Annotated in this window: 22 protein-coding genes, 1 tRNA gene, 1 other RNA gene and 1 pseudogene; 6 read left to right on the top strand and 19 right to left on the bottom strand. The window is 38.9% G+C overall.

From position 1 onward, the window contains the following. The first annotated feature begins 491 nt into the window (after window positions 1-491). Together AC1TO5_RS20400 and AC1TO5_RS20395 are read left to right on the top strand one after the other, a co-directional pair. Window positions 492-683 carry a hypothetical protein gene (locus tag AC1TO5_RS20400; protein ID WP_482064680.1) on the top strand — a complete coding sequence of 64 codons (192 nt, stop codon included), beginning with the start codon at window positions 492-494 and terminating at the stop codon, window positions 681-683. Then, window positions 604-840: a hypothetical protein gene (locus tag AC1TO5_RS20395; RefSeq protein ID WP_482064676.1), complete on the top strand. Its 237-nt coding sequence runs from the start codon at window positions 604-606 to the stop codon at window positions 838-840. Before AC1TO5_RS20400 ends, AC1TO5_RS20395 begins: the two co-directional genes overlap by 80 nt. A 572-nt stretch (window positions 841-1,412) precedes the next feature. On the opposite strand, the pseudogene AC1TO5_RS20390 reads toward AC1TO5_RS20395, so the two are convergent. The 18 genes and pseudogenes from AC1TO5_RS20390 to AC1TO5_RS20305 form a co-directional block, all read right to left on the bottom strand. Then, window positions 1,413-1,538: pseudogene (locus AC1TO5_RS20390) on the bottom strand (Fic family protein); the annotation flags it as partial. Between the two features lie 205 nt (window positions 1,539-1,743). Beyond that, the gene (locus AC1TO5_RS20385; protein ID WP_482064675.1) at window positions 1,744-3,762 is read right to left on the bottom strand and encodes a 5'-nucleotidase C-terminal domain-containing protein; all 2,019 of its coding nucleotides are present in this window, start codon (window positions 3,760-3,762) and stop codon (window positions 1,744-1,746) included. Window positions 3,763-4,538: 776 nt separating this feature from the next. Next, window positions 4,539-5,072 carry a superoxide dismutase family protein gene (locus AC1TO5_RS20380; protein ID WP_482064674.1) on the bottom strand — a complete coding sequence of 178 codons (534 nt, stop codon included), beginning with the start codon at window positions 5,070-5,072 and terminating at the stop codon, window positions 4,539-4,541. Window positions 5,073-5,290: 218 nt separating this feature from the next. Then, entirely contained in the window at window positions 5,291-5,413 is a 123-nt protein-coding gene (locus tag AC1TO5_RS20375; protein WP_482064673.1) for a hypothetical protein, read from the bottom strand. A gap of 67 nt (window positions 5,414-5,480) precedes the next feature. Next, window positions 5,481-5,714, bottom strand: coding sequence for a MerR family transcriptional regulator (locus AC1TO5_RS20370; protein WP_482064672.1), 234 nt, complete (start codon window positions 5,712-5,714; stop codon window positions 5,481-5,483). A gap of 262 nt (window positions 5,715-5,976) precedes the next feature. Then, entirely contained in the window at window positions 5,977-6,558 is a 582-nt protein-coding gene (locus AC1TO5_RS20365; protein ID WP_482064671.1) for a phospholipase D-like domain-containing protein, read from the bottom strand. 93 nt (window positions 6,559-6,651) lie between these two features. Further along, window positions 6,652-7,017: a transfer-messenger RNA gene (gene ssrA / locus AC1TO5_RS20360) on the bottom strand. A 207-nt stretch (window positions 7,018-7,224) separates the two neighbouring features. After that, window positions 7,225-7,707 (bottom strand): SsrA-binding protein SmpB, encoded by a 483-nt coding sequence (gene smpB / locus AC1TO5_RS20355; protein ID WP_482064670.1) that lies wholly within the window; start codon window positions 7,705-7,707, stop codon window positions 7,225-7,227. Between the two features lie 149 nt (window positions 7,708-7,856). Then, window positions 7,857-8,057 (bottom strand): cold-shock protein, encoded by a 201-nt coding sequence (locus tag AC1TO5_RS20350; RefSeq protein ID WP_482064669.1) that lies wholly within the window; start codon window positions 8,055-8,057, stop codon window positions 7,857-7,859. A gap of 242 nt (window positions 8,058-8,299) precedes the next feature. Next, complete coding sequence (rnr, locus tag AC1TO5_RS20345; protein ID WP_482064668.1) at window positions 8,300-11,044, bottom strand: ribonuclease R; 2,745 nt, start codon at window positions 11,042-11,044, stop codon at window positions 8,300-8,302. A 129-nt stretch (window positions 11,045-11,173) separates the two neighbouring features. Further along, on the bottom strand, window positions 11,174-11,410 hold the full coding sequence (gene secG, locus AC1TO5_RS20340) for a preprotein translocase subunit SecG (protein WP_482064667.1): 237 nt from the start codon (window positions 11,408-11,410) through the stop codon (window positions 11,174-11,176). Between the two features lie 91 nt (window positions 11,411-11,501). Continuing rightward, window positions 11,502-12,416: a sugar phosphate isomerase/epimerase family protein gene (locus AC1TO5_RS20335; RefSeq protein ID WP_482064666.1), complete on the bottom strand. Its 915-nt coding sequence runs from the start codon at window positions 12,414-12,416 to the stop codon at window positions 11,502-11,504. A 148-nt stretch (window positions 12,417-12,564) separates the two neighbouring features. Next, the gene (gene eno, locus AC1TO5_RS20330) at window positions 12,565-13,857 is read right to left on the bottom strand and encodes a phosphopyruvate hydratase (protein ID WP_482064665.1); all 1,293 of its coding nucleotides are present in this window, start codon (window positions 13,855-13,857) and stop codon (window positions 12,565-12,567) included. A gap of 71 nt (window positions 13,858-13,928) precedes the next feature. Beyond that, the gene (gene gpmI / locus AC1TO5_RS20325; protein ID WP_482064664.1) at window positions 13,929-15,464 is read right to left on the bottom strand and encodes a 2,3-bisphosphoglycerate-independent phosphoglycerate mutase; all 1,536 of its coding nucleotides are present in this window, start codon (window positions 15,462-15,464) and stop codon (window positions 13,929-13,931) included. A 1-nt stretch (window position 15,465) separates the two neighbouring features. Continuing rightward, the gene (tpiA, locus tag AC1TO5_RS20320; protein WP_482064679.1) at window positions 15,466-16,221 is read right to left on the bottom strand and encodes a triose-phosphate isomerase; all 756 of its coding nucleotides are present in this window, start codon (window positions 16,219-16,221) and stop codon (window positions 15,466-15,468) included. Window positions 16,222-16,442: 221 nt separating this feature from the next. Beyond that, on the bottom strand, window positions 16,443-17,624 hold the full coding sequence (locus tag AC1TO5_RS20315) for a phosphoglycerate kinase (protein WP_482064663.1): 1,182 nt from the start codon (window positions 17,622-17,624) through the stop codon (window positions 16,443-16,445). 146 nt (window positions 17,625-17,770) lie between these two features. Then, entirely contained in the window at window positions 17,771-18,775 is a 1,005-nt protein-coding gene (gap, locus tag AC1TO5_RS20310) for a type I glyceraldehyde-3-phosphate dehydrogenase (protein WP_482064662.1), read from the bottom strand. Between the two features lie 66 nt (window positions 18,776-18,841). Next, entirely contained in the window at window positions 18,842-19,933 is a 1,092-nt protein-coding gene (locus tag AC1TO5_RS20305; protein WP_482064661.1) for a sugar-binding transcriptional regulator, read from the bottom strand. 197 nt (window positions 19,934-20,130) lie between these two features. On the opposite strand from AC1TO5_RS20305, the gene AC1TO5_RS20300 reads away from it, so the two are divergent. The 4 genes from AC1TO5_RS20300 (at window position 20,131) to AC1TO5_RS20285 (ending at window position 23,082) form a co-directional block, all read left to right on the top strand. After that, window positions 20,131-20,205: transfer RNA gene (locus AC1TO5_RS20300), tRNA-Arg, on the top strand. 353 nt (window positions 20,206-20,558) lie between these two features. Further along, window positions 20,559-21,143, top strand: a complete 585-nt coding sequence (gene clpP / locus AC1TO5_RS20295) for an ATP-dependent Clp endopeptidase proteolytic subunit ClpP (protein WP_482064660.1) — start codon at window positions 20,559-20,561, stop codon at window positions 21,141-21,143. 212 nt (window positions 21,144-21,355) lie between these two features. Continuing rightward, on the top strand, window positions 21,356-22,144 hold the full coding sequence (locus AC1TO5_RS20290; protein ID WP_482064659.1) for a formate/nitrite transporter family protein: 789 nt from the start codon (window positions 21,356-21,358) through the stop codon (window positions 22,142-22,144). Window positions 22,145-22,146: 2 nt separating this feature from the next. Continuing rightward, window positions 22,147-23,082 (top strand): L-lactate dehydrogenase, encoded by a 936-nt coding sequence (locus AC1TO5_RS20285; protein WP_482064658.1) that lies wholly within the window; start codon window positions 22,147-22,149, stop codon window positions 23,080-23,082. Window positions 23,083-23,324: 242 nt separating this feature from the next. Here the strand turns inward: AC1TO5_RS20285 and AC1TO5_RS20280 are convergent, their stop codons facing one another. Continuing rightward, a complete protein-coding gene (locus tag AC1TO5_RS20280; RefSeq protein WP_258202682.1) occupies window positions 23,325-23,594 on the bottom strand; it encodes an HPr family phosphocarrier protein in 270 nt (89 codons plus the stop codon). Window positions 23,595-23,597: the final 3 nt, after the last annotated feature.

The raw sequence follows: 23,597 nt of genomic DNA, 5'->3' as shown, positions 1-23,597 counted from the left end.
ATCTTCGTGTTTCGCTTGTTATTAACAATTTCACGGGGTGAAATTGTTAATGGCAGTTCTTACTCGTTGTTCAGTTTTCAAAGATCAAGTGAAAATATCAAAGCGTTTCTCATTTACTTACGTAAGTGTGACTCGCATTTCGTTTTCGTGTGTGTCCCGCAATCTCTTGTCGCGGTAAGAAGTAATATACCATAGCAGCCTAATAGATTGCAAGCTTTTTTATTATTATTTTATTTCATACTATAACATGATGTATTACTACAAATTAACACTTGATGATGTGTTGGTTCAATATTATTAATGAATAATATTGAATTTATATTTTTTTCTATAAACATAATTATTACATTTAAGGCACTGTTACATTTTCTTGATAGTAAGCTTCTAACTGATTTGAGACTTTTGCTCGTTCACTTTCCAAACGTGCAATTCCAACTCCTTCAACATATGCTGGTAAATCGATTTAATCAAAATTCTGGTATGGATCAACGATAAAGCGGATACTTATATATCCACACTATGTAGGTGACCTTGTACAAGAAAGAGAAAAAACGATTAGCGTTACTTCTATTATTCGTAGGAAAGTTCCGAAGTGTGATTATATTGTGGTCAAAGATACACACACCCATCATCTCTCGAGAACTATTCGATGTAGTTCAAAAACTGATGGGAGAACGGAGTGAAAATCGTCCACAGTCTAGCCAGCATTTTATCGCTGAAATCGAGCTTAGTCACACGATTATGGAACAACTCAATCATATTGCTATTGTTATTAGCCAAGCTGACAACTCTGAACAGCTCGAAAACAATCAAAAAAGGGTGAATTACTCGACTTTTTAGTAACTGAATTGTCCAAAAAAATGAGTGAGCTACAGAGCTCACTCTAATTCAATACATCTGATGTTCTATCCAAAAGCATCATCATCTCGATAATAGCTCAGAAACCACTTAAGAAACTAGCCAAACCAATTATATCTGAATTCGTAAAACGAATCGAGGTCACAGAACGAGAATAACTGCTACTTATTTATCAGTTTCCTCTTCTTGACCACTACTTACCGACGTAAATCATCTACGAACAGCACTCAATATGCATCGAATGTGTATAATTAACCCCCTAAATGGATATAAAACATCGACGCTTCTACCCTTAATACATATTTCTGATTTAACACTACTTGATACGGTTCACCCTATGGCAAATAATTAAATACATTACAGTTTAGTAGACATTTTGTCTACTTATATTCATCGTAATTGTTAATCTATAAAACCAATGTCTAGTAAATGTCTACTTCCTAAAGATAAAACAAAAAACCCGACCTCATGCGGTCGGGTTTAATCATGGTGGAGGCGAGGGGATTTGAACCCCTGTCCGAAGATCACGCCACACAGGCTGCGCATCGTATTATTATGCTTTTTATTTGCCATTCCGATAGATTCTCTTGATTTTTGACGATCTCTTCAACGTATAATATTGCATCTTTATGATTAATAGCTTCCAAATGTTCTTTTATCGCTTTAGCTCCGCTCGTTATAATGCTTTTTCTCGTAAGCTCACCAACTCCTCTATCCGACTAATCATGTGGTTCTTGTTTTTCTCAACATACAAAAATACCGCTTCTCCTATTACGGAAAAACGGCATTTGTTCCGTGATAATAAAGTATTATACTGAAAAATATAGTATAGAATCGATATAAAAAAGTTGTAGACTTAGTGTCGAAAACGTTGCTTTGTCGTGCTTATGGCAGCACAAGTATTTGTCCTGGGAAAATCAAGTTAGAATTTTTAATCGTACCCTTGTTTAATTCATAAATTTGTTTCCAAAGCGTTCCGTCATTTAATGTTTTCTTAGCAATTTTGAAAAGATTATCTCCCTTTACGACTGTATAAGTTTTCACAACTACAGGTTTTTCTGAGGGCTCCTCTTTAGGAGTTTCGACTACTGGAGATTGCTCCGACTGCCATTCTTTTACCGATTTTATGGAGTAGCTCTCTGCACTCGGTTTAACAAGCTCTCCACCGTTAAGTTGCTCTGTAAATAACTCAACAAGAGGTACGGCATATTGAATATGAGTTTCTTCTTTTATATTAGGGTCTCTCTCAATTGCCTTTTCGAAAGTGACGTAGCCGTCCTTGCCAAGCGCTGTGAAGGAGTTGGTAGCTACGACATAGGTCTTTTTCATGTCAATTGGAGACCATACGCCTGTCTTACGATCTTTTACGTCCACATTGTATACGCTCTTAACATTTTCTGTTGCATTCAAGTAAACGTCATATCTCAAGTGTGATGCATAAGGAAACGCACCTGTTGACTGTGTAATGCCTTGCGAATAACGAATGGCTTCATCCAAAACATTAATGATTTCTTCACCGGTTATTTTGAGAGTGGTAACGGTATTCGAGAAAGGCAGCATCGTGTAGGCATCTGCCATTGTATAGTCACCCTGCAAGAAGTTTGCCCTTACGCCGCCAGCATTCTGAATGGCAATATCAGCATTCGGCAAGCCATATAAGAATGCGTCGGCAACAACCTGTGCCGCAAAGCTTCCGTTCGCATCTTTCATATCTGTGAAAGGTTTAGGGATCCGCTCGTTAGATAGCGTTTCTGTCACAGAGCCGATTACTGTCACCATTTGGGTTTCTAACCCTTCCCGATACGGATTAATAATTTCCTCCACAGCAGGGTTTGCTCTGCCCTCAACCAGAACTTTACTACTTGAAATAATGTTGTTGATTTTGGTCAATGTAGCTTCGTCCGCGTCAACCCATTTGCTGTCTTCGTAAACCTGGTAGGGACCACTAACAGGAGCAATTGGATTCCCGTCTATGCTAATTACTTCGCCTTGCTCATCAAATTTCAGATCAATTTTGCCCAGAAGCTTTGCACTTTCCCATGCTTGAACAATGTAAGTATCTTTACCTTCTGCGTTCTTAACAACCGTTGGATATTCACCGTTTACAGGCAAGCCTAGAGCTTTCATTTCACCCGTAGAGTCAAGTAAGTCGTGTGTATCTCCACCTACAATTAAGTCGATGTCGCTTGTTTCAGCTGCCAAAACTTGGTCAAAGTCATAACCTATATGACTCAGAACTACGATTTTATTTATGCCTTGCTCCTTTACTTCTTCAACCGCACTCTTTACAAACTCGATTTCGTTAATAAAGTCTACATCATCACTGACAAGAGAGGACTCCTTCGTTTTTTCTACTTTTAAAACGCCGATAATGGCTACCTTTTCACCTTTTACTTCTTTAATCATGTACGGCTTGTCTAATTTTTCATAGAGCGGGGATTTTTCATTAGGCTTAATATTTCCTGATAAAATTGGGAATGTTGCTATATCATACAAATCCGCAAGGTGTTTGTCGCCCTCATCAAATGCATGATTACCAAGCATGTAAGCATCAGGTTGCAATTCGTTTATCACTTTTATGTCAGTTTCACCCTTATAAATGCTGTAATAAAGGGTTCCGTTTAATTCTCCACTTTGCAAAAATAAGGAGTGGTCATTTTTGTTATTATTAATTAATGAGGATATGTATGACATTCCACCTAATTTCAAGCGCACCTTTTCTCCTTCTTGTGCGTCGTCATAGTTTAAGCTTAAATCATAAGTTTGACTTTCCAAGTGCGAATGGTGATCATTTAAGTGCAAAATGGTTAAATCGAAAGGTTCAGAAGCATGTGTAGCTGCCGGGCTAGCTAATAAAGATATCATCATTGCAGCTAAACCGGACAAAACCCACTTTTTTTTCAAAATAATTCCTCCTTCAAATTGTTATTCTTTCTTATTGTATTACTGGATTATTTTCAGAATCTCAATTTCAGGTTAATATTATGTAAATAATTGTTATAGTTTAGTAAAGGGAATATAAAAACATAATTTAAAATTATTTTACACAAATTAGTTTCACTTTCCTTCCTTGTACCCACACCATTTACACAACATGTCTATGTAGTTGATTGGACTTTGCTTTGTCTTGCAAGCTCATCCCATACCTTGTGCCTGATGATGCTCGTGTTCCTCGGATCGGAATTTTGCCTCCAGCTTCCTTCAGATTCCACCTTGCGATGGACACCCTTGCTCTTGACTAGTGGTTGGAAACTATAAACCCCCTACAGCGGACTTTCACCGCCTAGTTATTTGTCACGTATGGCGCACAAGCAAAAACCCCGACCTCTTGTTGTGATCGGGGTTCTACATATTGGTGGAGGCGAGCTTACACTGTTGAAAACCCTGTGAGAAGAATACACCATATAAGCTTCTACGGGTGTAGTCATTGTTTTGGATTTATTCTGCGGGAGCGAACCTGTACAATATGCCCCTATTTGCTACAATCTCGTCTATTTCACACTTCAGTAAAAGATGCCTATGGGTACTTCTGGGCTTGGACATAGAGTTTTTGTAGAAAGTTCCTGGATTAAAAACCTACGGAAGAGCCTCCACTAAAGTAAGCCTTAAACCTTAAGTAGTCTAATAGTTCTAGTGCTTATAGTGGAGGTTATTTATGTTTATGAATACTCTTATTCGTCTTATTTAATTACACCGCATGCGATGCGACCATCTGAATTGCCAGACGGGTCTGTATTATAATCATCAGCATTCTCGTGAATGATAAGAGAAGTACCTTCAGGTCTCCGAATAGAATTAGGTTGGCCTTCTTCTAGGGTTATTGCTTCCGTTTCAAAATCTGCAATAACTTTCCCATCTTTACCTACTACGAGATTAGGTAAATCTCCGTTATGAAAACCTTTTGGATTATTAAATCCATGCTGTTTACCAACTGGATTAAAATGCCCTCCTGAAGAGGTAAAATCAGGTGGTTCACATTTACCAAATTCGTGAATGTGAATACCGTGAATACCTGGAGGTAATTTACTAGCCTCCAGATGAATTTTAACACCTTTATTTCTATACTCAGTAAACTCCGCATTCCCAATTTCATTTCCTTGTGAATCTAATAATGCGATTACACCAGCATCAAACTGTCGCTTATTCGCATTAGCTATCGATTGTGGCACACTGATAAGTAATATAGACATTAAAAACATTGTAAAAATCTTCATGATAACCCCCACAATAATTATTTTCAACTTATATAAGATGAAGGTTTTACGAATTTAGATAAGAGTATACATTATAGATGTAATTTCATATTTTGTTATCCATAACTCTTGCGAAATGCTCTCACTGTATTTTCACAAACTTCAACCCTGAAATGTCACCACTCTAAGTGCTGTTTTTTCTTTAGTAACAATATAAGTTCCTTTGCAGACTCAATAGCTTAATCCAGTGAATAGATTAATCGATCTGCCACTGAAATAATGTCCTCATGATCTTCAGGTGTGTCGAGCACTTTCTTAATATTGAGATTAGCTCCCGTCATTTTATCTGCTTTATTCATCAATCAAAGGATTCCGCTTATCGAATAATGTGCTGTTCTTAACGATCAAATAATTTTCAACCTCTTTACTTCATTTTCTGTATATACGAGTCCCATTTGAAAGTCTAGGGACTGTTATCAATCCATTTCGTTCCCAATTCCAAATAACTTCAGGTGAAAGTTCCAGAATCCGAGCAGTTTCTGTACGTGTCCCATTTGCACCTAACAATCCAATAACTTGTCCAGTCTTTACTTGAAAACTAATTCGATCAACTACGGTTTTCTGAGCATATGTTACTGACAAATTCATAACCTTCAATACCATGTTCTGACCCCCTAAATAACTCTTAGGACGTTACTATATCAAAATATCAATAGGGTGGTGTCTTAGTGGAGGGTTTGAATTGCTATATTATTAATTATCTATTGGTTATATATAACGACACTAATTTAACTGAAAGCATTAAAATTCACCCTATAAATAAAGCCTATGCTAGGCGCACAAACAAAATCCTGTGAAACATATAGACTAACATTACTGACACTAGTAACATATTCAAGTCTAGTGTCAGTAATCATTTAGATTATCAATTTTTGATAGCTTCAAATGCTTTTATTGTTTCATTAATGTATTGACTAACTTTTTCGCCTCTATATATCAATGACATTTCTAAGTTACTATATAAATTCTGTTCATCTCTTACTGCAGACAACCAATTAAATGATCCAACTACAAACACACTTTCATCTAACCATAATAACTTACTGTGAACACGTTTTAGTAATATTACCTTTACTCCTAGACCTTCTAAAATTTTATGAGCCTTAATAAACGAATCTGTATAAATACCATTCTCCTTGTTAAAACCTTCATCAGTATAAATTGTAACATCAACACTTTGTTTTATTGCTGACTCAAATGCACTAACCAAATCTATATTATTAATAACATTAAATCTTATCCACGGAGAGACAATCACTAATTTACTTCTAGCAGATAATATAGAGTTAATGAGAAAAGTAAAATGTATTTGAGTATTATTCATAAATTCTAATGTTTCACCTAATCTAGAATTATAAATATAGTTTACATCAATCGATTTTAATTCATTTGATTCAGAACTAAACATGAACTTTGCTAAAATATTTGAAGGCGAATTTCCATTCATCTTAAAAATATTCAATTGTTAAATAGTTACAAAATTATAATATTTATTTCAGACAAAACAAAAACACCATCCTCATGCGGATGGTGTTGATGATGGTGGAGGCGAGGGGATTTGAACCCCTGTCCGAAGACTACGCCACACAGGCTTCTACGAGTGTAGTCACAGTTTTATTGTCGATCTAGTAAACGCCCCGTAACCGGCTTTCACTAGGCCCAGCCTGATTGTCTTCTTCTGCTCACCCCAGGCGGAGATGAGACAGCGTATTCCACTACTTGTTAGCCCCTATTCCAGTCACATGGACGATGCTGGGTAGAAGCACGCACACAGTTTCTTAGGCTGCGAAAGCGTAGTTTGTTTGAGTTTTGCCGTTTAATAGGCTTTAGCGTTGATAAAGCGGACGCGGCCCCACTACTCGCAACCCGCGCTCGTCCAGTCCCCGTCGAATCCATAAACGCCCCCTAAATGGCATCAAGCTTATCGTAATAAGCTTTAGCTTAGGAACGCTTGCTTCAACAAGAAGTAAGCACGGATTAATGTACTCATTAGCCACCGACTAATAAGATTTGATTACTACTATAGTATATCATGATTTTCATCAATTCACACTGTATGATCGTTGGAAATTATCAAATTCACTGTTAAAGAGGAATACTCTCTCTTTTCTACTTAGCGAATGACTTTCTGCTTTTCACGTAATATACGTTGAATATCACGCTGCGAATCACGTTTTGCTGCTGCATCACGTTTATCGAATTGTTTCTTACCTTTACCTAGTCCAATTAGCAATTTGGCATAGCCATTACGCACATAAATTTTCAATGGCACAATAGAATAACCTTCTTGCTTTGCCTGACCCAGAAGTTTAAGAATTTGAGACTTGTGAAGCAATAGCTTACGAGCACGAGTTGGATCAGTTGGATTGTGAATATTCCCTTGTTCGAAAGGACTAATATGCAGATTGTGAATAAAGATTTCGCCATTACGAATCGTCGCAAACGCATCATTAATATTTGCCCTACCTGTACGAAGAGATTTGATTTCTGTACCGGTTAGCACCATCCCAGCTTCCAAGGTTTCTTCAATAAAGTAATCATGAGATGCCTTTTTATTTCGTGCTAATGGCTTACTCTCCGTTACATTTTTACTCACACCATTCACCTCTCTACTTCTAATCTCATGAAACTATATTGTAGCAATTCTACTGTACAAAAGCAATATTGTGATAGAGACAAGAAGGACCGCCTAGCCACGAATGGTCTAGGTCGGTCCTTCGTTCACGCATTAGCGCAAGTAAGCTATTAAAGCTTAACTACGTTTTCTGCTTGTGGTCCACGGTTGCCGTCAACTACGTTGAACTCAACTTGTTGGCCTTCTTCAAGAGTTTTGAAGCCGTCGCCAGTGATTGCGGAGAAATGTACGAATACATCATTTCCGCCTTCAGCTTCGATAAAGCCGTAGCCTTTTTCAGCGTTAAACCATTTAACTGTACCTTGTTGCATGTGAAATAGCCTCCTTTATAAAGAAATAAATAATATGCGCCTATTTCGTTGTAAAACAAAAAATTCACACATTGAAAAAGGTTCATGAAGATGATGATACCCTTTTCAATATGTGAATAGAGGTGAATCATATCAATTAGCTTGAGTTTACTATAGGAATTGGGAAAAAGCAAGCGTTTTACTTGTTTTGCTTTCTCCCTTTATTCATCCGAATGTATTTTTATTCGTTATCGAAATTGCGCTTATTTCTTTTTACGTACGAAGCCACCCATTGCTTTTTTGGCTTTATCTTTTTTCTTTTTCGCCTTCTTCTGTGCGGGATCTAACACAATACCAGACGATTTTGAACTATCTTTACCGCCATTAAACACCCCACTTGCTGATGTCTTCTTATAGTATCTCTTATTATCCCCTTGAGCTGAAGCAGACTTTTTCTTTCTTGGTGGTTTTCCTGCAAATGGGTTGGAGTAATATGTTCCGCCCTCTTCACGATTCGGCTGAGCCGCAGCCTTTTCTTTATCCACACTATCAAAGTCAAGAATTAAGCGGTTGTCTTCCACCCACGGATTTTTCGACTTATCACCAGTTACTGCGCTTGTCCGCGGACCACGCTTGAAGTCCTTCTTCTCTTTGTTATCACGAGAATCTGTTGCTCCAGAACGTTTATCCCCTTGACGAGGATTACGATCTCCACCTGCTCTTGGCTTACGTCGATCATTACTACTTCCTCCAACAGCTGTCCCTGGCTTCCCACCGCGTGCCGGCTTGCGATCACCTGCTTGACCTACATCTTGACGGTTTCGTCCCGTTCTTCCAGAGTAACGATCACTATTCCCTTTCGTACCTGCAAACACAAAATCTATCGTATGGTCGCTCATATTCACACGATTAACCGTAATTTCTACTTCATCACCGATCCGATATATTTTCGAAGTACGTTCTCCGACAAGAATCATATGATCCTGGTGGAAATTGTAATAGTCATCGGTCATATCTCCAAGACGAATTAATCCTTCAACAGAATTTTCAAGTTCTACAAACATCCCGAAACTTGTCACACTGCCAATGATCCCACTGAATGTCTCGCCAACCTTATCAAGCATATATTCGCATTTTTTCAAACGATCAGTGTCACGTTCAGCCTCTACAGCAATACGTTCACGTTGTGAGGAATGTTGGGCAATATCCGGCATACGAATAGCTAGCGTTTCCTGGCGTTTGCTACTTAGTGAACCGCCACCTTCGATTACTTCACGAATGACCCGATGAATGGCAAGGTCAGGATAACGACGAATTGGCGATGTGAAATGCGAATAATATTCAGCCGCAAGCCCGAAATGGCCTAAGCTTTCCGCATCGTATTTCGCTTGTTTCATCGAACGAAGCATCATCGTCGAGATAACCGTTGCTTCCTTCGTACCTTGAATTTTATCAAGTAGCGTCTGCAATGCACGAGGATGTACCGAATTACCTTTTCCTTTTACTACATGACCAAAGTTCGCAGCAAATGTCATAAATGTTTGTAGTTTTTCTTGATCTGGATCCTCATGGATACGATAAAGGAAAGGTACTTTCATCCAATAGAAATGCTCTGCAACTGTTTCATTAGCTACTAGCATAAACTCTTCAATAATTTGCTCAGCTACAGAACGTTCACGCTTTACGATATCTATAGCTTTACCATCGTCATCAACAATTATTTTTGATTCTTGGAAATCAAAATCAATCGCTCCACGCTTCATCCGGCTCTTTCGCAATCTCATAGCTAGATGTTCCATCAACTGGAACATATCTAGTAATGGAGCGTAACGTTCTTTCAGTTCCGTATGAGGTTCTTCTTCTGTAGCTATAAGAATATCGCGAACATCTGTATACGTCATACGCTCTGTTGTACGAATAACACTAGTAAATATGTCATGTTTAACTTGCTTTAACGACTCCGCATCAAATTCAATTTCACAAGAAAGCGTCAAACGATCTACTTGCGGGTTCAAGGAACATATTCCATTAGATAGACGATGTGGTAGCATCGGAATAACTCGGTCTACCAAATAGACACTGCAGCCTCGAAGAAACGCTTCTTGATCAAGTTCAGAACGTTCTTTTACATAGTAGCCTACATCAGCGATATGCACACCGAGTAACAGATTACCATTGTCTAACCGTTTTACATGAACAGCGTCATCAAGATCTTTTGCATCTGCACCATCGATCGTTACGATCACTTCATTACGAAGATCGCGACGATTTTGACTAGTAATTTCATCTTCAGTAATGACTTCAGGAGCAGCTTCTGCTTCGGCCATAACTTCATCAGGAAATTTTTCGGGTAATTGATGTTTACGTATGATGGATAGTATATCTACACCTGGATCATTTTTATGACCAAGAATTTCGATAACTTCGCCTTCTGCAGCCGATCTTCCTTCAGGATAAACCTTAATTTGCACGACAACCTTTTGTCCGGAAACTGCGCCTTTTGCTTTACCTTTAGGAATAAAGATGTCTCGATTAATTCGCTGATCATCTGGCATAACGAATGCGAAGGCTTCATGGTGTTCAATAACACCTACAACTTGAGTTACCGCACGTTTTACAATACGTTCGACTTCCCCTTCCATACGACCGCCTGCTTCGCTTTTGCTTGTAATGCGAATAAGGACGATATCACCATTCATCGCACTTTTCAAATCATTGGCATGAATATAGACATCTCCGTGTTCCTTGTCATCTGGAATTAGAAATCCAAAACCTTTAGCATGTGCCTGTATCCGCCCACGCAATAAATTCATTCGCTCTGGCACACCATAACGCTCTGTCCGCGTTCTAAGAATCTTCCCTTCATCCTCTAATGCAACAAGCATTTTCAGAAAGTTTTTGAAATCTGTAGCTTCACTAATCGCAAAATGCTGTTCTAATTCTTGATATGTCATCGGTTTATAGGCTATTTCTTTCATAAATTCGAGTAATTGACTCTCGTTCACCATAAACTTTCCCCCTTATTCTTATATCATCATACTGTTAAGTATACACTATATGTGATTAAATCAATCTTAAATATATGTAAGATACCAACAAAAAAAAGCGAGGGAATCCCTCGCTTTTCAATGCTCTAATTATGCATTTAAGAAATACGATACTACTAACGCCAAAATAAAGAAACCTGCAGCTAAAGCCACAGTTAGACGCTCCAAAAATAGGTCTAAACCACGAGCCTTTTGTTTACCGAATAAATGTTCAGCACCACCAGTGATTGCACCAGTAAGTCCCGCGCTTTTACCTTTTTGCAGCAATACTGCTCCAATCAAACCAAGCGCAAAAACAATTAACAAGATTTTCAAAGCAACATCCATTTCTTCCACCTCCAGCATAGCCAATCCATACAAAAATAGATAATATGATTCTAACATAAATTAGGCGCTGTTACAATAGGACGGGTTTCGATTAGAATTGATATTGTAGAGGTACTTGTCGCTTTTGAAGTTGTTCTTTTACAAATTGATAGTTATGCCGAGCATGCTCTAGTTCGTGTTCATTATCAAATTGTTGATCGATATATATTATTTTCTCCTCAAGATGAGGCAAGCGATGTAACTGCCTTGCATAATCAATTTTACCTTTTCCAAGATTACAATCTTTTCTTCCATAAGTCACATCTCGCAAATGAATTAAAGGGGATCGTTCCTCATAATCTCGGTATATTTGAAAAGGATCTAATCCCGAGATATAAACAGAGCCAAGATCTAACTCTAACTGTAATTGATCTTTGTCGAATGGTCCAATGAGCTGTTCAAGTACAAATTCACCATCAATTATTTTGAATTCTCTTGAATAGTTATGAAGAACAAGCTGCAAATCATTCTTTTTCGCAACCGAGATACAAGTACCAATTAAATGTACAAGATATTGGATTTCACTCTCTTTAACTTTCTCACTAATCGGTAGCCAAGGAATAACAACATACTTTGCACCTACTTCTGCTGCATACTCAGCAGACTTCTCGAAATCCTCAACAATTTTTTCTTCATCATAAATTCGTAATGGAACATGAACTGACGGTATTACGAGATTAAGGCGGTTAACATTCCTTCTAATCTGCTGAGCCGAATACGTATAATATCCAGTCATCTCCACAGCTTGATAGCCGATGTTCGCAATTTCCTCTAACGTTTTCTCCATATCATATTCTGCAAGCTGGCTCATCGAATACATTTGCATACCGATTATTGGACCTTGTTTTGTTGCAATCTTTGATTCATTGTTAGGTTCATTCTTTGAATCATTGTTAGGTTCATGTGTTGACTCATTTTTTGTTACATTATTGGACTCATTGTTTTCTTTACTATTTGGTTTATTCATTGTCTATTACCCACTCATCTGTATTTATTACGTTCATTATTACCTAGAGTGGTCTGTTTCATGTGTCAGCAACAAAAAAGGGAGGCACTCCCTCATCCGTTAAGATGTAAGAAGTACTTCCCTATTTATAATAAGTTATTGGATTAACTTATTTGAATTTTTTCAAGTTGTAGAATGCTGTTTTACCAGCGTATTGAGCTGTAGAACCAAGTTGATCTTCGATACGAAGCAATTGGTTGTATTTCGCAACACGGTCAGTACGAGAAGGAGCACCAGTTTTGATTTGTCCAGCGTTAGTCGCAACAGCAATGTCAGCGATTGTGCTATCTTCTGATTCACCCGAACGGTGAGAGATAACAGCTGTATAACCAGCACGTTTAGCCATTTCGATTGCATCGAAAGTTTCAGTCAATGTACCGATTTGGTTAACTTTAACTAGAATTGAGTTACCAACGCCTTTTTCGATACCATCGTATAGACGCTCAGTGTTAGTAACGAACAAGTCATCACCAACCAATTGTACTTTGTTACCAAGTTTTTCAGTAAGAAGTTTCCAACCTGCCCAGTCATCCTCATCAAGACCATCCTCGATTGAGATAATTGGGTATTTATCAACCCAAGAACCAAGAAGGTCAACGAACTCAGCAGATGTAAAGGATTTACCTTCACCAGCAAGAACGTATTTACCATCTTTGTAGAACTCAGTAGCAGCTACGTCCATACCTAGGAATACATCTTCGCCTGCTTTGTAACCAGCACGCTCGATAGCTTCAAGAATTGTAACAATTGCTTCTTCGTTAGAACCAAGGTTTGGAGCGAATCCACCTTCGTCACCAACAGCTGTGTTAAGACCTTTGTCATGAAGAACCGCTTTAAGGTTGTGGAAGATTTCAGCACCAATGCGTAGAGCTTCTTTGAAGCTTTCAGCACCAACAGGAAGAACCATGAATTCTTGAACGTCGATGTTGTTATCAGCATGCTCACCACCATTGATGATGTTCATCATTGGAACTGGCAATACTTTAGCGTTGAATCCACCAAGATATGTGTAAAGAGGTACATCAAGAGCGTCAGCAGCTGCACGAGCAGTAGCCATAGATACTGCAAGAATAGCGTTAGCACCTAGCTTAGCTTTGTTATGAGTACCATCTAATTGAATCATTTTACGGTCGATAGCAACTTGATCAAGAGCGTCAAGACCGATAATTTCTGGAGCAATGATTGAGTTAACATTGTCAACAGCTTTCACTACACCTTTTCCTAGGTAACGAGATTTGTCGCCATCACGAAGCTCAACAGCTTCGTATGCACCAGTAGATGCACCGGATGGAACGATTGCGCGGCCTTTGCCACCAGATTCAAGAGAAACTTCTACTTCTACAGTAGGATTACCACGAGAGTCAAGAACTTCGCGTGCGTATACGTCAACGATAATAGACATTAAGTTACAACTCCTTTAGGTTTTTAATTATTATTTAATTACTTTATAACTATATTGTACATGTTTTGGTACTACTTAATCAATGTAGAACCTGTCATTTCTTCTGGTTTTGCTACTTCAAGCAATGAAAGCATCGTTGGAGCGATATCAGCTAAGATTCCGCCTTCACGTAATTGCACATCATTAGAAGTCACAATAAATGGAACAGGGTTTGTTGTATGCGCCGTATGAGGACGACCATTTTCATCAAACACCATATCAGCATTACCATGGTCAGCAGTAATTAGACATACGCCACCTTTGGCAAGAACAGCGTCTACTACTTTACCAACACACTCATCAGTAGCTTCTACCGCTTTAATTGTCGGTTCAAGCATACCAGAGTGACCAACCATATCTGGATTTGCAAAGTTAAGGATAATAACATCATGCTTGTCTGATTCAATCTCACGAACTGTAGATTCCGCTAGTTCATAAGCACTCATCTCAGGCTGCAAGTCATATGTCGCAACTTTTGGAGAGTTAATCAAGACACGAGTTTCACCAGGAAGCTCTTTATCACGACCACCACTGAAGAAGAACGTGACATGCGGATATTTTTCAGTTTCAGCTGTACGTAGTTGTTTCAAGTTGTTTTGCGCCAATACTTCACCAAGCGTATTATCAAGGTTTTTCGGCGAGTAAGCAACTAGTCCACCAACTGTTTCACTGAACAGTGTCAAACATACATAGAATAGATCCTTCGGTAATTTCTCACCACGATCAAATCCAGGGAATTCTTCATTCGTAAATACTTGAGAAAGCTGGATTGCACGGTCAGGACGGAAATTAAAGAAGATTACAGAATCTCCAGTTTCAACCAATCCAATTGGGCTACCATCTTCTTGTAGCATTACGGTAGGTAAGAAGAATTCATCATAAACGTTAGCAGCGTAAGAATCTTTAACAGCTTGCAATGCATCCGTTGCAGATGGGCCATCACCATACACCATAGAACGATAAGATTTCTCTACACGATCCCAGCGTTTGTCACGGTCCATTGCATAGTAACGACCTTGCAGTGTTGCGATTTTACCAACGCCTACTTCTTGGATTTTCGCTTGTAATCTTTCAACATAGCCAAGTCCGCTATCTGGAGATACATCACGACCATCTAGGAATGCATGAATATATACTTCAGAGAAATCATTACGTTTCGCCATATCAAGCAAAGCAAATAGATGCTCGATATGACTGTGCACACCACCATCGGATAACAATCCGTATAGGTGAAGTTTTTTGCCATTTTCTTTGGCATGAAGCAATGCTTTAAGCAATGTTTCATTATCATAGAAATCGCCATCACGAACGGATTTCGTAATACGAGTTAAATCTTGATATACAATACGTCCAGCCCCGATGTTTAAGTGACCTACTTCAGAGTTACCCATTTGGCCCTCTGGTAGTCCTACTGCTTCACCACACGCTGTTAGAGTTGTATTTGGGTATTGAGTCAAATAACGGTCGTAGTTCGGCTTATTAGCTTGTGCCACGGCGTTACCAACAACATCATTACGAAGACCGAAGCCATCCATAATAATAAGTGCTACTGGTTTGCGGTTAGCCATCTTACTTGGCCCCCTCGACAAGTGCAATATAAGAAGTTGGCTCAAGACTTGCGCCACCTACTAGTGCTCCGTCGATATCAGCTTGACCCATATATTCCGTTACATTTTCCGGTTTAACACTACCGCCGTATTGAATACGAACAGCATCAGCAGTTGCTTGATCATACAATTCAGCAACAACGCTACGTACATAACCGATAACTTCTTGAGCATCAGCGGAAGTTGATGATTTACCAGTTCCGATTGCCCAAATTGGTTCGTATGCAATAACGATGTCCGCTACTTGAGCTGCAGATAGACCTTGAAGCGCAGCTTCAGTTTGAACTTTACATACATCTTTCGTAGTACCAGCTTCACGCTCTTCAAGCTTTTCACCAATACATACGATGGGTACAAGGCTATGTTTAATCGCAGCATGAACCTTTTTGTTAACTGTTTCATCAGTTTCAGCGAAATATTGACGACGCTCAGAGTGTCCGATCAATACATATTTCACGCCAAGATCTTTCAACATTACACCACTGATCTCGCCAGTGAATGCGCCGTTATCTTCAAAGTGAAGGTTTTGCGCGCCGATAGCAATAGATGTGCCTTTAGCAGCCTCAACAAGTGCTGGTAAATTTGTAAATGGTGCACAAATTACGCTTTCTACTCCAGCAACTTCAGCTTTACCTTTAATAGCATCGAAGAAAGAAACCGCTTCTGAAATCGTTTTGAACATTTTCCAGTTACCTGCAATAATAGGTGTTCTACTCATCATATACCCTCCTAAAAACTTTTCGTTAACTATCATAAGCAACTTCTCTGTAACGAAAAGTTACCTCGAAAGCATAAGCTAAAACTTTTTCATCGCTTCACGATTCACTTCTCGGTTAATGAAAATTTACTTCGAAAGCATAGTCAAAACTTTTTAGCGTTCGATATACTTAGCCAGTATATGAAAAGTATATCGAACGCTTATGTTAGAACGTTACGTTCTTATTTATCGTTAAGAGCTACTACACCTGGAAGAACTTTACCTTCCATGAACTCAAGGGAAGCACCGCCACCAGTTGAGATGAAGTTCATTTTATCAGCTAGGCCGAATTTCTCAGCTGCAGCTGCGGAATCTCCACCACCGATTACTGTGTAAGCATCAGTTTCAGCTGTTGCTTTAGCTACTGCTTGTGTACCATGAGAGAATGGCTCGATTTCAAATACGCCCATAGGTCCGTTCCATACTACTAGCTTAGAGTTTTTGATAACTTCAGCGTAGATTTCACGAGTTTTTGGACCGATATCGATACCTTCCATGTCAGCTGGAATGCTGTCTATGGAAACAATTTTCGTGTTAGCTTTTGCACTGAATTCATCCGTTACAACAACATCAACTGGTAAGTATAAGTTCTTGCCAGCAGCTTTTGCTTTTTCAATGAATTCAAGTGCAAGATCAAGTTTACTGTTATCAAGAAGAGATTGACCGATTTCATGACCTTGAGCTTTGAAGAATGTATAAGAAAGACCGCCACCGATAATAATGTTATCCGCGATTTCGATCATTTTTTCAATAACTGCAATTTTATCTTTAACTTTAGATCCACCAACGATTGCCGTGAACGGACGAGCTGGATTGTTAAGCGCTTTGCCTAGCACATCCAATTCTTTCTCCATAAGCAAACCAGATACAGCCGGTAGGAAGTGAGCGATACCCTCTGTTGAAGCATGTGCACGGTGAGCAGCACCGAATGCATCATTTACGAATAGATCAGCAAGATCAGCAAATTGTTTTGCTAGTTCTGCATCATTTTTCTCTTCACCAGCATTGAAACGAACGTTTTCAAGCAACATTACATCACCATTGTTCATATCAGCGATAAGTGCTTTAACAGCATCGCCAACTGACTCATTAGCTTTAACAACTGGTTTGCCAAGTAACTCAGCAAGACGAACTGCACTTGCAGTATGACGAAGCTCTTCAACTATTGCGCCATCAGGGCGACCAAGGTGACTAGCAAGAATAACTTTAGCACCATTTTCAATTAGGAAATTGATTGTAGGCAATGTCTCGCGAATACGTTTGTCATCTGTAATTTTTCCATCTTCAAGCGGAACATTATAATCTACACGAACAAATACTCGTTTTCCAGTTACTTCGATATCACGTACACTTTTCTTATTCATTAGACGTTCCTCCGCACCATTTATATTGTCTATAGCTTAGAACCACAAAACCTAGTCATGCTAATATTGTTGAAACTTCACGACACGATTATATATAAAGAGCGGAAACAATATCACTGTTTCCGCTCTTTGATATTACTCAAATATTACTTGATAAGTTTTGCAAAATGTTCAACTGTGCGAATCAATTGAGATGCGTATGACATTTCATTGTCGTACCATGATACAGTTTTAACCAATTGTTGGTCGCCCATAGTTTGAACTTTAGTTTGAGTTGCATCGAATAGAGAACCGTAAGTAATACCAATAACGTCAGAAGATACGATTTCGTCTTCTGTGTAACCGAATGATTCGTCAGCAGCAGCTTTCATAGCAGCATTAACTTCATCAACAGTTACTTTTTTGTTCAACACAGTAACAAGTTCAGTTAGAGAACCAGTTGCTGTTGGTACACGTTGAGCTGCACCGTCAAGTTTACCGTTAAGTTCAGGAATTACTAGACCGATTGCTTTAGCAGCACCAGTTGTGTTAGGGATGATATTTTCAGCCGCTGCACGAGCACGACGGAAGTCACCTTTAGGGTGTGGAGTATCTAGTGTATTTTGGTCACCTGTGTAAGCATGAATAGTTGTCATAAGACCTTGAACGATACCGAATTGGTCATTAAGAACTTTAGCCATAGGAGCTAGACAGTTAGTAGTACAAGAAGCACCAGAGATAACCGTTTCAGTACCATCAAGAATTTCATGGTTAGTGTTATAAACGATAGTTTTCATATCGCCTGTAGCTGGAGCAGAGATAACAACTTTTTTCGCTCCACCTTTAAGATGTTTTTCAGCACCTTCTAGAGTTGTGAAGAAACCAGTACATTCTAGAACGATATCAACGCCAAGCTCGCCCCAAGGTAGTTCTTCTGGGTTACGGTTAGCAAGAACTTTAACTTCTTTGCCATTAACTTTGAAGAAGCCGTCATGCACTTCAACTTCGCCATCGAAACGGCCTTGAGTTGTATCATATTTAAGCAAATGAGCAAGCATTTTAGCATCTGTCAAATCGTTAATTGCTACTACCTCAATACCTGCCACATTTTGAATGCGACGGAATGCCAAGCGACCAATACGTCCAAAACCATTAATACCTACTTTAATCATGAGTAAATCCTCCTAAGGTTAATTTGTTTTTGAAAAGATTTATATATTTGAGACGAGTGTAATAAATTACAGTTCGTCGTGATGCCGATTAGCTTCATAGTTCTCGATCATCCGCAACGCTGCCCCTTCATCAGTGACAAGTGCGTGATCATAACCAAATTTCATGATTGCATCAATAGCTTCAGCTTTGCTAGCACCGCCAGCAACTGCTATCAACACTTCAGTTTGAGCAATATCCTCAAGCCGCATACCTACTGTTTTCATTTTATAAATAGGTTCACCATTACGATTAAAATAAAAACCGAATGATTCGGCCATTGCACCTTCGCCTTGCATCGCCAGTAATTCTTCAGGATCAGTCTTTCTTCGTCTGGCCATTACAATAGCGTCACCAATGCCGTGCACAATAATTCGTGCATTTCGAATAACTTCAACAATTTCTTTAATGGAAGGTTCTTGAATGATCGATTCATACGCATCAGAGCTAATATGATCGGGCACATGTAGTAATCGGTAATGTCCACCCGTCCGTTTCGCCAGCATAGATGCGATCGTGTTCGCTTGATAATCCAAGCTTTCACCAAGACCACCACGAGCTGGTACAAATACAATATCTTTGATGGAATTGGGTAAGCTCATGTACTTGGCAACCTGTGCAGTTGTCGTTCCACCTGATACCGCGATAACATCTCCAGAACGTATTGCTTGCTTCAGCAACTGGCTTGCTGCACGGCCCAATTCACGCTTTGCAATTTCTGATTGTTCAGAATCGCCAGCAACGACAATAACCTGCTTTAACCCATACATCGACTTCAGCTTGTCTTCAATTTCTGAGCTACGAAACACTTGATCGCCAAGCTGCTCGATTTCCTCAAGCACTTTCTTGCCGTCTTCGCTTAATTGCATGCCAGAAGATTGAATAATTAGAAGTCCTTGTTCTTTCAACAGCTCCGTTTCAGCTCGTAGCACTCGTTCGGTCATCGATAACGTTGTTGCTAACGCACGTCGACCAATTGTTCCTGCAAGCATCACTTGCTGCATAATTTTATATCGCTTTCTCATGACATCCAAAAGCTCTGGTACTAACTGTCTTTGCAGTTCAATAAGCTGACGCATAAATACCATCACTCCATCGGAAAGAGTCCACGTGTACCACATACAACATTACTCTAGAACTCATTGGACATCTTCTGTCCCTGTGGTATGATTTAAGTCCCACCTTTAGTTTACCTAATATTTTGACGTACTGCAAGTGCCGTTTCTTCATGTAAGCGATTGCCCGAATAATTTATTTGAATTTTAAACTTGCTTCGCTTCCTATTATCCCATATAATCGACAATGTCATCTTAAATTAGCGCCCGTGGTCCAATGGATATGACGTAGGCCTCCGGAGCCTGAGATCTAGGTTCGATTCCTAGCGGGCGCGCCAAACCTTCTACTTATAGCCTGTACAAGAGAATTTTCTTGTACGGGCTTTTTTATTTTTATAATCATGCTACTATCATTTTATACATAAGCTAATGTAGGATATCGATACATTTTCTCGTCATTTATTATGTTTAATGACTACCAATATAGGTAACAATGATGAAGTGGAAATAAAGTCTGACTATCTTTGACTTTTAATTAAAATTCTATTATGATATTTACACAACATAGTTGTGATGTGGTGTTGTACTTAGTAGTTCATGAAAAGTTTAAGTCGATGCTTTCGACGCTACTTTTCATTTACAAGAAGTTGTACCAAGTAGTTCATGAAAAGTTTAAGGAGGATTGGTGAAAATGAACTTTGTACCAATGGTTATCGAGCAAAGTAATCGCGGAGAACGTTCTTATGATATTTATTCTCGACTTCTGAAGGATCGCATCATCATTCTTGGATCTGGTGTAAACGACGTCGTTGCCAATTCCATTATTGCGCAAATGCTTTTCTTAGCAGCAGACGACCCAGAGAAAGACATTCATCTATACATTAATAGTCCAGGTGGCTCTATCACTTCAGGTATGGCTATCTACGATACGATGCAATATATTAAGCCTGATGTATCTACAATTTGCGTAGGTATGGCAGCATCTATGGGTGCATTTTTACTTACTGCTGGAGCGAAGGGCAAACGTTTTGCACTTCCGAACAGCGAAGTTATGATTCATCAACCGCTTGGTGGTGTTGAAGGTCAAGCAAGTGATATCGCCATTCGCGCTAACCGCATCATTAAAATGCGCGAGAAATTGAACGGTATTCTTGCAGAACGTTCTGGCAATCCGATTGAACGTCTTGAAAAGGATACTGATCGCGATTACTTCATGAGCGCTCAAGAAGCACTGGAATACGGTTTGATCGATAAAGTTATCAAACGCATAGATTAATACCTACAGCTTTGTAACACTTATCTAGAGACGATAGTGGTTGATCCACATTGAACATTTTTTGTTCTAGTGAACCAACCACTGTCGTCTTTTTCATTTGATAATTTTCCATATATTTCTTATTCGTGATTTATGTCACATACATTATAAGCTGTTCACAATATGATAAAGATATCATCAAATAGATTTTGCTTACTTGGAGGAATTCTATTATGGAAACAGAAGCATTAGCTCAAATTGAACAACTAGCTGCAAAAAAACTATCTATTTTCAAACAGGATAAATTCCGTTCCTTATTGAGATCAATTATGGCAAGTATGTTTATTGGATTTGGTGTTATTGCAGCCTTTAAGACGGGATCTCTCTTCTATCAAGTTGAATCACCGTTTGCATACCCTGCTGCAGCATTGATATTCGGTATGGCTATTATTCTAATCTACTATGCTGGTGGAGATCTATTTACAGGTAATACATTTTATCTTAGCTATGCTGCATTACGTCGTAAAATGACTTGGATAGATACATTAAAAATGCTATTATCTAGCTATATAGGAAATATTGTTGGTGCAATTCTGTTCGCAATACTCGTTTGGTTAACACAGCTTTTTGCTGATGTTAATGTGAATACTTTTCTACTGGAAGTTGCTCACAAAAAAATTGATGCTTCAACCATCGAAATATTTTTTCGTGCTATCTTATGTAACTGGCTTGTATGTTTAGCATTTTTCATTCCATACTTTATGAAAACTGATGGAGCAAAAATGTTCGTCATGGTATTGTTGGTATTCAGCTTCTTTATCGCTGGATTTGAACATAGTATCGCAAATATGTCTGTTTTCGCTATATCTATAGCAGCCCAAGGCTGGGGAGTACTTAGCATCGGAGATATACTACATAACCTCATCCCTGCAACATTAGGTAATATAATGGGCGGCAGTGTACTTATGGCCACGTTCTATTATTATCTCAACAAACCTTATTTCAAAGAGAGTGGGGAATAACTATGAAAACACGTAAACTTGTTATGATCGGCACAGGTGCAGTAGGCTCTACAACGGCATATACGCTATTGCTTCGCAATCGCGTCGATGAACTCGTTCTTATCGATGCTAATCACGCAAAAGCAGCAGGTGATGCACTAGATATGAATCACGGAATGCCATTTGTAGGCGGAGCAAAATTATGGGCAGGTACTTATGCTGATTGCGTAGGTGCGGACATTATTATTATTACTGCAGGCGCGGCACAAAAGCCTGGTGAATCTCGTACAGATCTTTTGCAACGTAATGCAGATATTTTTGATAGCATCATTAAACAAATATTACCGTATAACCAAGAAGCGATTCTGCTTATCGCAACAAATCCAGTAGATATTATGAGCTATGTAGCACTGAAGAAATCTGGTTGGCCAGTTCATCGTGTCATCGGATCTGGTACATTGCTAGATAGCGCAAGATTCCGTTACTTGCTGGGTAAAGAATTGAAAATCGATCCTCGTAGTGTGCATGCACATATTATTGGCGAGCATGGTGATTCTGAACTTCCAGTATGGAGCTTAGCTAACGTTGCAGGAGTAGATCTCAAGCTTCCTGATGATACGAAGCAAAATATTTTCACGAATACCCGCGACGCTGCTTATGAGATCATCGAGGCAAAGGGCTCTACTTACTATGCCATTGCACTCGCGATTGATCGTATTGTAACGGCCATCTTTGATGATGAAGGTGCAGTATTGAACGTATCTACATTATTAGATAATTATTGCGGTGTGTCTGATGTCTATCTAGGCGTTCCATGTATCGTTGATCGCAGCGGTGTTCGTCAACCACTTGAGTTGAATTTAACTCCTGAGGAGCAACAATTATTTGAGAAATCTGCCAATAAACTTAAAGGCATGATTGATAGCTTGAATCTTGAACTTGATTACAACAAAATGTAATTGATCATTATAGTTTCACCATGTAAAAAGTCTGCATGAAGGGAGCAAATCGCTTCCCCTTCTCATGCAGACTTTTTACTTTTTACTAAGTAATGATCCATCCCTTAACCATAGCAAAAAGGATACCTGCTTATATCCGCGAATGTGAATATAACCAAGTATCCTTCTATAACTTTCGATCATATGACTGTACATACAAAGTTCATATCGAAAATCAATAATAATGCGCTTAAGCCACATGACTATTGATTTTCTAATTCTTCTTTGCTTACTAATGCAATTAGGCCATTAACTGCTTGTTCAGCATCTGAACCTTCGGCACTAATTGTAATTTCCGTACCAGAGCTTATTGCAAGACTCATAATACCCATAATCGACTTTGCATTCACTTTTTTATCGTCCTTCTCAACAAATACCTCGGAGGAAAATTTGTTTGCTTCTTGCACAAATAATGCTGCTGGTCTTGCGTGTAGTCCTGTTTTTAGACGAACAACAACTGGAAGCCTTGCCATGGT

The sequence above is a fragment of the Paenibacillus sp. Y930 genome (assembly GCF_056786375.1).
Note: the sequence above shows the minus strand (reverse complement) of the source record. Positions and strands in the feature narration are given on the sequence as shown.

Excerpts from the sequence above, each read along its gene's own strand:
- AC1TO5_RS20380 (WP_482064674.1), bottom strand. The coding sequence starts at position 5,072 with ATGAAGATTTTTACAATGTTTTTAATGTCTATATTACTTATCAGTGTG.
- AC1TO5_RS20370 (WP_482064672.1), bottom strand. The coding sequence starts at position 5,714 with ATGGTATTGAAGGTTATGAATTTGTCAGTAACATATGCTCAGAAAACC.
- AC1TO5_RS20365 (WP_482064671.1), bottom strand. The coding sequence starts at position 6,558 with ATGAATGGAAATTCGCCTTCAAATATTTTAGCAAAGTTCATGTTTAGT.
- AC1TO5_RS20350 (WP_482064669.1), bottom strand. The coding sequence starts at position 8,057 with ATGCAACAAGGTACAGTTAAATGGTTTAACGCTGAAAAAGGCTACGGC.
- rnr (WP_482064668.1), bottom strand. The coding sequence starts at position 11,044 with ATGGTGAACGAGAGTCAATTACTCGAATTTATGAAAGAAATAGCCTAT.
- secG (WP_482064667.1), bottom strand. The coding sequence starts at position 11,410 with ATGGATGTTGCTTTGAAAATCTTGTTAATTGTTTTTGCGCTTGGTTTG.
- AC1TO5_RS20335 (WP_482064666.1), bottom strand. The coding sequence starts at position 12,416 with ATGAATAAACCAAATAGTAAAGAAAACAATGAGTCCAATAATGTAACA.
- eno (WP_482064665.1), bottom strand. The coding sequence starts at position 13,857 with ATGTCTATTATCGTTGACGTATACGCACGCGAAGTTCTTGACTCTCGT.
- gpmI (WP_482064664.1), bottom strand. The coding sequence starts at position 15,464 with ATGGCTAACCGCAAACCAGTAGCACTTATTATTATGGATGGCTTCGGT.
- tpiA (WP_482064679.1), bottom strand. The coding sequence starts at position 16,221 with ATGAGTAGAACACCTATTATTGCAGGTAACTGGAAAATGTTCAAAACG.
- AC1TO5_RS20315 (WP_482064663.1), bottom strand. The coding sequence starts at position 17,624 with ATGAATAAGAAAAGTGTACGTGATATCGAAGTAACTGGAAAACGAGTA.
- gap (WP_482064662.1), bottom strand. The coding sequence starts at position 18,775 with ATGATTAAAGTAGGTATTAATGGTTTTGGACGTATTGGTCGCTTGGCA.
- AC1TO5_RS20305 (WP_482064661.1), bottom strand. The coding sequence starts at position 19,933 with ATGTGGTACACGTGGACTCTTTCCGATGGAGTGATGGTATTTATGCGT.
- clpP (WP_482064660.1), top strand. The coding sequence starts at position 20,559 with ATGAACTTTGTACCAATGGTTATCGAGCAAAGTAATCGCGGAGAACGT.
- AC1TO5_RS20290 (WP_482064659.1), top strand. The coding sequence starts at position 21,356 with ATGGAAACAGAAGCATTAGCTCAAATTGAACAACTAGCTGCAAAAAAA.
- AC1TO5_RS20285 (WP_482064658.1), top strand. The coding sequence starts at position 22,147 with ATGAAAACACGTAAACTTGTTATGATCGGCACAGGTGCAGTAGGCTCT.
- AC1TO5_RS20280 (WP_258202682.1), bottom strand. The coding sequence starts at position 23,594 with ATGGCAAGGCTTCCAGTTGTTGTTCGTCTAAAAACAGGACTACACGCA.